Below are 12,258 nucleotides of genomic sequence, written 5' to 3'. Positions count from 1 at the left end.
CCCTGTTGGTACTATCTTCCGTGAGTCCTGGTCTCTCTTTTCCACGGCTATCCGCCCCATTCACCTCTGCTGTCGATGCAACCCAACGACTTTCAGCGCCGCACCAAAATTGTCGCCACGATTGGCCCTGCAACGTCCAAGCCCGAGGTGCTGCGGGCGTTGATCGAAGCCGGTGCATCGACGCTGCGGCTCAATTTCTCCCATGGGACCCACGACGATCATCAGCGCAGCATTCGTCTGATCCGTCAAATTTCCTTTGAACTCAATCGGCCCGTTGGCATCCTCCAAGACTTACAGGGGCCCAAAATCCGCCTCGGACGTTTTGCCGATGGCCCAATCACGGTCCAGAAAGGCGATTCCTTTATCCTGACCAGCCGTAGTGTACCGGGCTCGCAAACGATCAGCTCGGTCACCTATGAACCACTGGCTGATGAAGTGCCGGAAGGCGCCACAATCCTGCTCGATGACGGCCGCGTCGAAATGAAGGTGGTGCGTGTCGATCGCCAAACCCGAGAGCTGCACTGCGAAGTCGTGGTGGGTGGCATCCTCTCCAACAACAAAGGGGTCAACTTCCCTGGCGTCTATCTGTCCGTCAAAGCCCTGACCGATAAAGACCGCGAAGACCTGATCTTTGGCTTGGATCAAGGTGTGGACTGGGTTGCTCTCAGCTTTGTGCGTAATCCGCAGGATGTGCTGGAGATCAAGGAACTGATCTCTCGAGCTGGGAAATCCGTGCCCGTGATCGCCAAGATTGAAAAGCACGAAGCGATCGAGCAGATGGAAGCCGTGCTCTCGCTCTGTGATGGCGTGATGGTGGCGCGGGGTGACCTTGGTGTCGAGCTGCCGGCGGAAGATGTGCCGATTCTGCAAAAACGGCTGATCCGCACGGCCAATCGCCTCGGCATTCCGGTGATTACTGCGACCCAAATGCTAGACAGCATGGTCAGCAATCCACGGCCGACTCGGGCTGAAATTTCGGACGTGGCCAACGCCATCTTGGATGGCACCGATGCGGTGATGCTTTCCAACGAGACGGCGGTTGGTAAGTTCCCGATCGAAGCTGTGGCAACCATGGCCACGATCGCCCGCCGCATGGAAGCCGAGCAGCAATACATCACCCTCAACCCGACGCCGACCAGCTCCATTCCAAATGCGATCAGCCAAGCGGTTGGTCACATTGCCGAGCAATTGGATGCGGCTGCAATTATGACCCTGACCCAAAGTGGGGCAACAGCGCGCAACGTTTCCAAGTTCCGCCCGACCACGCCGATTTTGGCGGTTACGCCCAATATCGATGTGGCGCGTCAGCTGCAACTGGTGTGGGGCGTCCAGCCGCTGCTGGTCGTTGATTTGCCTTCGACGAGCCAGACTTTCCGCGCTGCCCTCAACGTCGCTCAAGAGCGTGCGTTGCTCAAGGAAGGCGATTTGGTGGTGATGACGGCGGGTACCCTGCCGGGCGTTTCCGGCTCTACTGACTTGGTCAAGGTCGAAATTGTTACGGCAGTGATCGCTCGGGGCATCGGGGTTGGTCAGGGCAGTGTCAGTGGCAAAGCCCGAGTCGTTCACAATGCGGCTGAAGCTGCCAATCTGGCCCAGGGCGAAATTCTGATCGCCACCCAAACGACAGCGGACTACATCGAAGCGATTCGCAAGGCCAGCGGTATCGTCACGGAAGAGGAAGGCTTGACTAGCCATGCCGCCGTGATTGGCTTGCGCTTGGGCATTCCCGTGATCGTTGGCGTCAAGAACGCCACCAGTGTCGTACGGGATGGTTCAATCCTGACGCTGGATGTGAAGCGAGGACTGCTCTACTCCGGTGCGGTTGGAGCAGTTGCTGCCGAACAGCCGATTTCCGTCTAGGCCGGAGTCTAGCGGGGCGATCGCCCCTCATCCTCATCTGAATGCTGGTTGGTTTCCGCGCCAATCCGCATCAGAGCTTCGTGCAACTGCTGTATAACGCAGAAGACCCACCCGAGAACCCGCATGCACCGACTCGCGGCCATCCCCGGCGGCTGGACCCCAGCCACGGAGGGCGTGATCTTCGTCGAACAGTCGCCAGCTCCGATTGTTTTTCTGACGGCGGCCGATACGGATATCAGCGCGATCGCGCAAGCTCGGGCTTTTTTGCCAGCAGACTTTCCTGCCGTTCGTGTGGTCAATTTGCTGCAATTACAGCAGCAACTGTCGATCGACACCTATGCCGAGTCGGTGCTGGCGCAGGCGCAGGTCATCCTGCTGCGGTTGCTGGGAGGACGGTCCTACTGGTCCTACGGTTTGGAAGTCGTGCGCGAAACGGTGCAGCGCAGTGGAGCCACGCTGATTGTCTTGCCGGGCGACAATCAGCCAGATTTAGACCTGATGAGCCAGTCGACCTTGCCCTTGGCTGAGGTGCAGCAAGGCTGGCAATACTTTCTTGAAGGCGGTGTTGCCAATCTGGCGAATGCCCTGCGCTGGGCAGCCCATCAGGGGCTCTCCCCACGGTTTAGCTACGAACTGCCGCAACGGATTCCAGCGGTAGGTCGTTATCCCTTTCTGACATCACTGGACTATGCAACCGCACCGCAGGTCGGCATTCTTTTCTATCGCGCTCACTATCTAGCAGGGAATCTGGCGGCGATTGATGCGCTGTGCCAAGCCTTGTGCGATCGCGGGCTCTATCCAGTGCCACTCTTTGTCACCTCGCTGCGCGACGCGGATATCCAAGCTGAAATTGTTGACTACTTCAAACATCAGCCGGAATCCGCGATTCAAGTCCTGATCAACACCACCAGTTTTTCGGTTCTGCAACCGCTGGCGCTCCAGCGAGAAGCGATCGCAGAAGCAGAACCCTCACAGCTTTGGCAGTTGCTCGACGTCCCTGTTCTGCAAGTCATTCTCAGCGGCGGTAGCCTCGAGGGTTGGCAACAGGATTGGCGGGGATTATCGCCTCGGGATGTGGCGATGAATGTAGCCTTGCCAGAAGTCGATGGTCGGATCATTACCCGAGCGATTTCTTTCAAAGCTACTCAAGGTTGGAATCTAGATTTAGAAACGGATGTTTTAGGCTATCAACCCCTGCCCGATCGCATTCAGTTTGTGGCAGATTTAGCGGCGAACTGGGTGAAGCTGCGACTGAAACCAACCTGCGATCGCAAGGTCGCTCTAATTCTGGCGAACTACCCAACTCGCAATGGTCGTATCGCCAATGGGGTGGGTCTAGATACACCGGCAAGTTGTCTGGAAATTCTCCAAGCCCTGCAGCAAGAAGGGTATTCCCTCAGCAATCTCCCCGAGAATGTTGATCAATTAATTCAGCAACTAACTGCTGGCATCACAAATGATCCTGAAACCCAAGAGCTCAATCCGGTTTATCAGCGCTTGAGTCATGGGCACTATTGCGCTTGGTTTCAAACACTACCGACAACCGTTCAGTCAGCGATTCAAGCGCGTTGGGGCTCACCTAAAGAAGACTTGGCGATCGCAGGAATTCAGCTCGGGAATGTCTTCATTGGAATTCAGCCTGCGCGAGGCTATGATGCCGATCCCGCCTTGAACTATCACGCACCGGATCTGGAACCGACGCATGACTATTTAGCTTTTTATGAATGGCTGCGATCGGATTTTGGTGCTGATGCGATTGTCCATGTCGGCAAGCATGGAAACTTAGAGTGGTTGCCGGGTAAAAGTTTGGCACTTTCAGAACAGTGCTATCCCGAAGTTGCTCTCGGCCCGCTGCCCCATTTGTATCCTTTTATCGTCAATGATCCCGGTGAAGGCTCTCAGGCCAAGCGGCGATCGCAGGCGGTGATTCTCGATCATTTAACGCCGCCGATGACGCGGGCTGAACTCTACGGCGGGCTGCAAAAACTGGAGAGTTTAATCGATGAATATTACGATGCTCAAACACTTGATCCCACACGACTGCCTGCAATCCGCGATCGCATCAGTCAACTGATTCAGCAAGATCATCTCAGTGCGGAGATTCAAGGTCTAACGCCAGGTCATGATCCCCAGCAACTCGATCCCGATCAACTCGCTGCTCTGATCACCAACGCCGATCGCTATCTCTGTGAACTGAAAGAGTCACAAATTCGGGATGGTTTGCATATTTTCGGCAGTTGCCCCCAAGGTCGACAGCTGCGAGATCTGATCATCTCGATCGCTCGCCATCCGACGGCCGGTCGCCAAGGTCTAACCCGTGCGATCGCCCAAGCTTACGGATTGGAATTTGATCCGTTGACAGCGGATTTAGCCAGTCTCCTCACGCCCAGTCTGGAATTGCAGTCCAGCCGCTGCAGAACGGTAGGCGAAGCAGTTGAACAACTAGAAGCGATCGCGGCGGATGCGATTGATCAACTCCTGCAAGGGCAGGCGATCGCAACCATCACAGACTCAGCTGAGCTGCAATCCGAACTGACTTGGATTCACCAAACGCTGCTGCCCAACCTGCGGCAAACCGATCAGGAAATGATGGCGTTGCTGCGCGGTTTAGCAGGGCATTACATCCCTGCTGGCCCTTCAGGCGCGCCGACTCGTGGCCGACCAGAGGTGCTACCGACGGGTCGCAATTTCTATGCCGTCGATATTCGATCGCTGCCAACTGAAAGTGCTTGGGATGTCGGTCGCAAAGCAGCCGATCGCTTGATCGAGGCCTACACCCAAGAGCAAGGTGAATATCCGCAAACGCTGGCCCTATCGCTTTGGGGAACTGCCACGATGCGCACCGGCGGTGATGATTTGGCCGAAGCGATGGCGCTGATTGGCGTGCAACCCGTTTGGGAGGGCAGTTCACGGCGGGTGATTGATTTTGAAATCCTGCCGCTGTCCCTTCTGCAACGCCCCAGAGTCGATGTCACCTTGCGAATTTCCGGCTTCTTTCGGGATGCATTTCCCAACTTGATTGATCTGTTTGACCAAGCGATCGCAGCGGTTGCCGATTTAGAGGAGCCGGAAAATTGGAATCCGATTGCTGCCAAGGTGCGCCAAGAAACTGCTAGTTGGCAACAGCAAGGATTACCACTTGATCAAGCTCAACGGCGATCGCGCTATCGCATTTTTGGATCGAAACCCGGTGCCTATGGAGCTGGCCTTCAAGGGCTCATTGAATCGCAAAACTGGGACTCTGCTGATGATTTAGGGCGGGCTTATCTGAATTGGAGCAGCTATGCCTACAGTGGCCAGGGCATTGGTCAGTGCGAGCCAGAAGCCTTTACGCAACGACTCCAACAGCTGCAAATTGTGCTCCAAAATCAAGACAATCGCGAGCACGATATTCTCGACTCCGATGACTACTATCAATTCCAAGGCGGACTCGCAGCTGCAACAGCACTGATTCAAGGGCAACAGCCGCAGCTCTACTTTGGTGATCATTCCTGTGTCGATAATCCCAAGGTGCGATCGCTGCAACAGGAAATTGCGCGGGTCTATCGCTCCCGTGTCGTCAATCCTAAATGGATTGAAGGGGCAATGCGCCATGGCTATAAAGGAGCTTTTGAAATGGCGGCAACCCTCGATTTTCTCTTTGCCTATGATGCGACCACTGCACTTGTTCCTGACTATATGTATCAGGGAGTAGCCGAGGCCTATTTAATCGACTCCAAGGTTCAACACTTTATTCAAACCCATAATCCTTGGGCACTACGAGACATGGCAGAACGCCTCCTCGAAGCGGAACAACGAGGATTGTGGCAGCATGCGGATGCTCGGCTAATTGCTCAACTGCGATCGCTCTCGCTTGAAGTAGAGGCGGATATCGAAGGTCGACTCGGAAGTATTCCAGACAACAACTCACGCTAGCAAGGCTTTATTACGAGCAATTGCAAGTCTCGGACAACTCCGCGATCGCTGGTTACCGTGGGTTTATTCCTAGCGCTTTTGAATCCCTATGAGCTCCCTCGTTGTTGTGGGTTTCCCCAATGCTCAAGAAGCAGAAGAAGTTCGCATCAAATTAGCCCAGCTCCAAACGGAACATTTAATTGCCCTTGAAGATGCTGTGGTTGTCAGCAAGGATTCCGAAGGGCACGTCAAACTCAATCAAGCCATTAATCTGACTGCAACAGGGGCCGTCAGTGGTGGTTTTTGGGGGACTCTTGTTGGTCTTCTCTTCCTCAATCCCTTAGCTGGCGCAGCAATCGGGGCTGCTGCGGGTGCCCTCAGCGGTTCCTTGAGCGACATCGGCATTAACGATGATTTTTTGCGTGAAGTTGGTGAAACCCTACAAGTTGGCTCAGCAGCCTTGTGCTTGCTGATCCGAGAAGCAACCCCCGATCGCATTCTCAAAGAATTGCGTTCCTATGCCAAGGATGCTCGCATTTTGCAAACTAACTTGAGTTTTGCCGATGAAGAAAACCTCAAAGCAGCGCTTGAAAAAGCAAAAGCTGAAGCTCAGGCATTACGCCTCAACTAACTGCAGTCTTCAGATTGCTGAAATCGTCTGAATAGAAAGCTCTTAGAACTGGGGGCGATCGCTGTCCCCTTCTCCTCAATTCTTTTAATCCTTGGTCTATCTCATACTCAATACACCCACCTCTGAGCGAACCAACAAGCCACAAATCACCACTAGAGTGCAGTGGAATCTCAACAGCAATGAAACCTTGATGCGCAAATCAGCAGCTCAATCACAGGAGCAGTGAAGCTGAGCGATCGCAGCAAATATGAAGACAACTTGAAGATTTTCTGGGCACTGCACCTCACCTCAACAGAGCCATTATTATTTTTAAGAAAACATAAACACACCCGTTGTAAGCATTTGCCAGCATCCTGCTTACAGCCTGGTTCCCTAAGCTCTAATCCGCTGGTTTGTCCTTCCGGAACGTCACGCTATGAAACCTCGCATCCTCGTGATCGATGATGACTCAGCGATTTTGGAGCTAGTTGCCGTCAATCTAGAGATGTCTGGCTATGACGTGCGCAAAGCTGAGGACGGCATCAAAGGTCAAGCCCTGGCAGTGCAATTGGTGCCTGATTTGATCATGTTGGACTTGATGCTGCCGCGTGTTGATGGGTTCACCGTCTGCCAGCGGCTACGGCGCGATGAACGTACTGCTGAAATTCCGGTGCTGATGCTGACCGCTCTGGGACAGACGCAGGACAAAGTTGAAGGCTTCAACGCTGGCGCTGATGACTACTTGACCAAGCCCTTTGAAGTTGAGGAAATGCTGGCTCGGGTGCGAGCTTTGCTGCGCCGCACCGATCGCATCCCCCATGCGGCTCGACATAGTGAAATTCTCAGTTATGGCCCACTGACTCTAATCCCTGAGCGTTTTGAGGCTATTTGGTTCAACCGCACCGTCAAGCTGACTCACCTAGAATTTGAGCTGTTGCACTGCCTCTTGCAGCGGCACGGCCAGACCGTCGCGCCCAGTGAAATTCTGAAAGAGGTCTGGGGCTACGATCCCGACGACGACATCGAAACAATTCGTGTCCACATCCGCCATCTGCGCACCAAGCTCGAACCCGATCCGCGGCATCCGCGTTACATCAAAACTGTCTATGGGGCGGGCTACTGTCTTGAACTGCCTGCTGATGCGGATATCCCCCAGCATGCTGATCAGTTTCCCTCAGCGTCTTGAACCCAATTGCTGAGGAGGACTTCCCAGACGAGGCGCGGTTGAACAAAAGCCCGCAACTGCTTTTGGGCTTGTTCCAGTTGCAGGAGTTGACTGGACTGTAGCTGCTGCTGCAGCCAGCCTTGCTGCTGTAAATAGCGACATAGCCACAGTTGAGCTTCTACATCAAGACTTGCGTCGATTGCTTGGGCCAGTTCCAAGCTGGCTTGTAAGGATGGGGGGCGCCGTTGAAGGCGATCGCGCAGGTCCGTGGGTAAAGCTTGCAGCTGTTGCCAGTGGGCGATCGCAGCCCCCGGGCTGCCTTGAGCCAGGGCTAAAACGGCAGGAGCATCAAGGATTTCGCTGAAACCATGGCGCTGCAAAACTTCAGCCATCGCTTGGTCAGAGAGGCGGTAAAAAGGAATCCGCTGACAGCGAGAAACCAGCGTGGGTAGCAAAACCTCAGGGCTGGGCGCGATCAGGATAATGGTGGCCTGTCCCGGTTCTTCCAGGGTTTTGAGTAGGCCATTGGCGGCAGCTTCGGCCATGGTTTCTGTCTGCTCAATCACCACTAGCGATCGCGGTGCTTTGAGGGGAGGTCGCGCCAGAAATTGACTGACCTGGCGAATTTGCTCTAACCGGACTTGCGGTGGTGTCCGCCGCTGAATCCCCTGTGCTTGCGCTTGACTCGCAGGAATCAGGTTGCCTTGTTGGGAGTAGGTTGGTTCCACCCAGAGCAAATCGGGATGGTTACCCCGCTCCACTCGTCCAGACTGATCGGCTAGCAGTAACGGTGCCCAGCAACGGGCAGCTAAGCCACGACCAGTACCGTCCGGCCCTGCAAACAAATAAGCGGGGGCGAGCCGATCGCGATCGCAAGCAGCCATCAGTAGCTGAACTGCGAGGTCTTGGCCAATCAGCGGTTCAAAGGGATTCATCAGCGAGGCCAGCGCTGTTGCACCACAGCTTGAATGCGAGCTGCCACCTGATCAGGGTCCCCGTCCGCATCAATGCGCACCACGCGATCGGGTTCCGCCTGAGCAATAGTTTGGAAGCCTTGGCGCAGCCGCTCTTGAAAGGCGAGTCCTGCGGCTTCCATGCGATCAGCCTGACCTCGAGCTTGGCGGCGTTCTGCCGCGATCGCTACAGGCAAATCCAACCAAAGGGTCAAATCACTGCGCAACCCTGCTGTGGCTAAGGCATTCAGTTGGGCGATCGCCGTCTGATCTAAACCGCGCCCATAGCCCTGATAGGCCAAGGTGGAGTCGACGTAGCGATCACAGATGACGATCGCTCCAGCAGAAAGATGTGGCTTCAACACTGTCTCAACGTGCTGGGCACGATCAGCAGCGTAGAGCAGCAATTCTGCCATTGGTTGCAGCGGCTGATCAGCCCAATCCTTGGTGAGCAACAGCGATCGCAGGGCTTGCCCCAGCGCCGTATCTCCCGGCTCCCGTGTTGCAACGATGGCTTGACCAGGTTGGAGGAGCGAAGTACTGGGCAACCACTCAACCAACCGTTGCAGCTGGGTGCTTTTGCCACAGCCGTCAATCCCTTCTAAGACAATGAAGTAACCCGGTTTCAACCTTTTCCCTCGAGCCAGTCACTTTAGTGACTTAATGAACAATTGAATCTGCAAATTCTGCGCTTCAATAGACCTAATTCTTGCTTGCCTAGGCGCCCATGGCTCGCTACACCTGCTCAACAACCGTTGAGATTCCCCTCGGTTTGCTGTACCCAGTGCTGCACGAGACCCTGGAAGCCTGCAATTTAAGCATTCTTCATGACTCAGCAGACTATCTCGTCGCTCGCGAGCCTGCTGGCAAAGTGCCTTTTTCTCAGCTCGTTGTCACGGAGGTTCTCGTCAATACGTCGATGGCACAGGGCGATCGCATTTCCCTGCAGTTCATCTGCAAGAACGAAGAACTACCGTTGAAATCTAATAACCATTGCCAGCAAGTGTTTCGCCGTCTGAGCGATCGCCTGCAGCAAACCGATGAGTGGAAATTGGTGGACTTCGTCGCCGCCTAGATTCGTCTACTCAAGCTCACGTCAAGCACGATCGCAAAGCGAGTGCCAATGGGACTAGAACGGGTGAGGTCGACCTAATCTTTCCACAAAGGCCCCATGCCTCACGATCGCTGCAGTGGGGATCGCTAGAATGAAGGCATCGTTAACTTATGTAACGAGCTGATGGCTTCCATCGATCGCCGTGTATCTACCTTGCAAGGTTGGCACGCCTTACAGACTCTCTGGCGCGGTGATCAGCGAGCCGTATTGCAAGGCTTGCCCCAAACACAACTTGCTCCGGCTTGGCAGCTCCTCCTCCTCGGCGATGGCTCACCCACCCGTCATCTGCAGCTGTTGACGGGAGAACCCACAGCCGTCGATGTCATTGAGATGGAACCGATCGCGGATCGGGACGATGGAGCACCGGCTCCCATTCGGGCGATCGCGGGGCCCCGACTCCGGCGGCAGGTCTGGTTGCGAACTGCTTCAGGACAGCGGCTAGCCTATGCCACCTCTTGGTGGACGCAACAACGGGTCGATACCTATCTCCGCGATCGCGCTCAGCCGATTTGGGCCAATCTCGCCGATCTGCGCACAGAACTCTATCGCGATATCCAGGGTATCGAATATGGTCATAGCACTGCCCTGAGCGAGGCCTTTGGCCATTCCGGTCCGTTTTGGGGCCGCTACTACCTGTTTTGGCACCAAGGTCAGCCAATTACCCTGATCTACGAAGTGTTTTCACCCGCGATCGCTGCCTATCTCGGGCCGAGTTCACCACTGCCTCAGCTTCAGTGACGGTGGCGGCACCCTAGCCAAGAATTAATCTCTCGCTTCAACTCAGTCCCAATTCCCGTTTGAGCAAGGCGATCGAGGCTTCGCTGATATAACTCTTGCTGCAGAACAGTCGGGGTAGACGAATGAGATCGTCGCGCAGGGCGCTCACCCGCTGTTTGACGCTGTCGATGCTCGACTGATCACAGATGATCACCGAGGCGCTGCGCAGCATGGCTTCCAACTTAGTTTGGTCATTGGGCTGGCAAGACATGATCAACAGCGCTTCACCGCGCAAGCTATGGATGATGATTTCTGCCGCCCGCAAAATGCCTGGGCTGATGCTGACGATACCAATGCAGCTGCCTTCTTTTTGCTGGCTAAGGAACGCCAGCTCTTCGCGGTAGTCGTACAGATCCAGCGCGATCGTGCGGGCCCCCAGCGATGCAGTAATTGCTTCCGCTTCTTGGAAGAAGTAGTGGCTGGTCACCACTGTGCCACTATCTTTCTGCTTGAGGACAGCCCCTAGCTCTTCGAGGGGCACCACTTCTACCGGCACCCCTAGGGCTTGGGACAGCTCTCGATACATCAATTCTGCGGCCCCCAGATCCTGCAGAGGAGTCGTGACGAGGACGCTAGCACTACAGCGCAACCGCCAGTCCACTTCAGCCAAAAAAAGCTCGCGAATCTCGGACAAGGAACACCCCTGCTGCAGCAAGGCATCGATGTGATCGCGAATCTGCTGGTCAACGTCAGGGTATTGCTTGCGCAGCCGATGACTGCGCGCTGTTTCTCGGGGTTCATTGCCACCTCGGACGTAGATACCGGAGCCTGCTTGGGCTTCAACGACACCATCCTCCTCGAGGAGGCGATAGACCTTGCTGATGGTGTTGCGATGCAGTCCCGTCTGCATGGCCAGCTGACGGGTGCTGGGTAGTTTATGCCCAGGCGGATACTGACGGGAAGCGATCGCAAAATGAATTTGGTTATACAGCTGTGTCGATGCAGGAATCTCGCTATCGGCCTGAATGTGAAAACGAATCATTGGCCTTGAACCGCCACAGTCTGTGCTCCAGAATAGCGGTCGCGCTGTAGCAATCCAATCCCCTCGAACCCGCGTGAGCGTGGCACACTGCCAGAAAGACTTCTGCGGGATTCACAACCATGACGATTGCGATCGCCACTGAATGGGTGAAGGTGCCGGCACCCGATCTCGAAATTGATGCCTACGTGGCTGCCCCCAGCGAGCCTGGCCACTACCCTGCAGTTGTGGTGATTCAAGAAATCTTTGGCGTCAATAGTCATATTCGTTCCGTGGCTGAACGCTTGGCTCGGCAAGGCTTTGTGGCGATCGCCCCTGCCATTTACCAGCGCACTGCACCGGGTATTGAGCTGAACTACACCGTCGAAGACATGGCGATTGGCAGTCGTCATAAGGAACTGACCACTGCATCTCAACTGCTGAGCGACATTGAAGCCGTGATTACCTATCTGCGCAGTCGTCCCGACACGAATGCAGAAAGCGTGGGCACGATCGGCTTCTGCTTTGGGGGACATGTGGTCTATCTGGCAGCAACCCTGCCGGCAGTGCAAGCAACTGCTTCGTTCTATGGCGCAGGGATCGCCACCTTTACCCCCGGTGGTGGAGCAGCAACCTTGAGCCGGACAGCAGAGATTGGAGGTACAGTCTATGCCTTCTATGGCACGACTGATCCGCTGATTCCCCTAGAGGAAATCGACCAAGTCGAAGCAGCGCTCACGACTGCCAGCGATCGTCACCGCGTCTTCCGCTACGCGGCCGGACATGGATTCTTCTGTGATCAACGGCCAGATTATGTGCCGGCCGCCGCTGCCGATGCCTGGGAGAAAGTGCTGGAACTCTACCGAAGCACGCTGTAGAACGCTGCTAGGCAGAGGTTGCTATGTTGAAAGGGATGAGGTCTTGCAG

At 55.3% G+C, this 12,258-nt stretch carries 10 protein-coding genes; 7 read left to right on the top strand and 3 right to left on the bottom strand.

Going from position 1 to position 12,258, the window contains the following annotated elements; all coding sequences use genetic code 11:
- Window positions 1-75: 75 nt before the first annotated feature.
- The 4 genes from pyk to DOP62_RS09415 all read left to right on the top strand — a co-directional run bounded on the left by pyk (window position 76) and on the right by DOP62_RS09415 (window position 7,550).
- Window positions 76-1,860, top strand: a complete 1,785-nt coding sequence (gene pyk, locus DOP62_RS09430) for a pyruvate kinase (protein WP_208675331.1) — start codon at window positions 76-78, stop codon at window positions 1,858-1,860.
- A gap of 123 nt (window positions 1,861-1,983) precedes the next feature.
- Window positions 1,984-5,775: a cobaltochelatase subunit CobN gene (cobN, locus tag DOP62_RS09425; RefSeq protein ID WP_208675332.1), complete on the top strand. Its 3,792-nt coding sequence runs from the start codon at window positions 1,984-1,986 to the stop codon at window positions 5,773-5,775.
- Between the two features lie 88 nt (window positions 5,776-5,863).
- The gene (locus DOP62_RS09420) at window positions 5,864-6,385 is read left to right on the top strand and encodes a DUF1269 domain-containing protein (protein ID WP_208675334.1); all 522 of its coding nucleotides are present in this window, start codon (window positions 5,864-5,866) and stop codon (window positions 6,383-6,385) included.
- 415 nt (window positions 6,386-6,800) lie between these two features.
- The gene (locus tag DOP62_RS09415; protein ID WP_208675336.1) at window positions 6,801-7,550 is read left to right on the top strand and encodes a response regulator transcription factor; all 750 of its coding nucleotides are present in this window, start codon (window positions 6,801-6,803) and stop codon (window positions 7,548-7,550) included.
- Here the strand turns inward: DOP62_RS09415 and DOP62_RS09410 are convergent.
- Window positions 7,529-8,464 carry a DNA polymerase III subunit delta' gene (locus DOP62_RS09410; protein ID WP_208675338.1) on the bottom strand — a complete coding sequence of 312 codons (936 nt, stop codon included), beginning with the start codon at window positions 8,462-8,464 and terminating at the stop codon, window positions 7,529-7,531. The genes DOP62_RS09415 and DOP62_RS09410 overlap by 22 nt on opposite strands.
- Window positions 8,464-9,111, bottom strand: coding sequence for a dTMP kinase (gene tmk / locus DOP62_RS09405; protein ID WP_208675340.1), 648 nt, complete (start codon window positions 9,109-9,111; stop codon window positions 8,464-8,466). Before tmk ends, DOP62_RS09410 begins: the two co-directional genes overlap by 1 nt.
- 98 nt (window positions 9,112-9,209) lie before the next feature.
- On the opposite strand from tmk, the gene DOP62_RS09400 reads away from it, so the two are divergent.
- Together DOP62_RS09400 and DOP62_RS09395 are read left to right on the top strand one after the other, a co-directional pair.
- Window positions 9,210-9,557, top strand: coding sequence for a hypothetical protein (locus DOP62_RS09400; protein ID WP_208675342.1), 348 nt, complete (start codon window positions 9,210-9,212; stop codon window positions 9,555-9,557).
- Window positions 9,558-9,719: 162 nt separating this feature from the next.
- On the top strand, window positions 9,720-10,334 hold the full coding sequence (locus DOP62_RS09395) for a chorismate lyase (RefSeq protein WP_208675344.1): 615 nt from the start codon (window positions 9,720-9,722) through the stop codon (window positions 10,332-10,334).
- 37 nt (window positions 10,335-10,371) lie between these two features.
- On the opposite strand, the gene DOP62_RS09390 is transcribed toward DOP62_RS09395, so the two are convergent.
- Window positions 10,372-11,355, bottom strand: a complete 984-nt coding sequence (locus DOP62_RS09390; RefSeq protein WP_208675345.1) for a GntR family transcriptional regulator — start codon at window positions 11,353-11,355, stop codon at window positions 10,372-10,374.
- A gap of 119 nt (window positions 11,356-11,474) precedes the next feature.
- Here DOP62_RS09390 and DOP62_RS09385 point away from each other — a divergent pair, with 119 nt between their 5' ends.
- The gene (locus tag DOP62_RS09385) at window positions 11,475-12,209 is read left to right on the top strand and encodes a dienelactone hydrolase family protein (protein ID WP_208675346.1); all 735 of its coding nucleotides are present in this window, start codon (window positions 11,475-11,477) and stop codon (window positions 12,207-12,209) included.
- Window positions 12,210-12,258 lie beyond the last annotated feature (49 nt).

It is taken from the genome of Synechococcus elongatus PCC 11801 (genome assembly GCF_003846445.2).
Classification (GTDB): domain Bacteria; phylum Cyanobacteriota; class Cyanobacteriia; order Synechococcales; family Synechococcaceae; genus Synechococcus; species Synechococcus elongatus_A.
The sequence above is the reverse complement of the archived record's forward strand: the minus strand, read 5'-3'. Positions and strand labels throughout refer to the sequence as shown.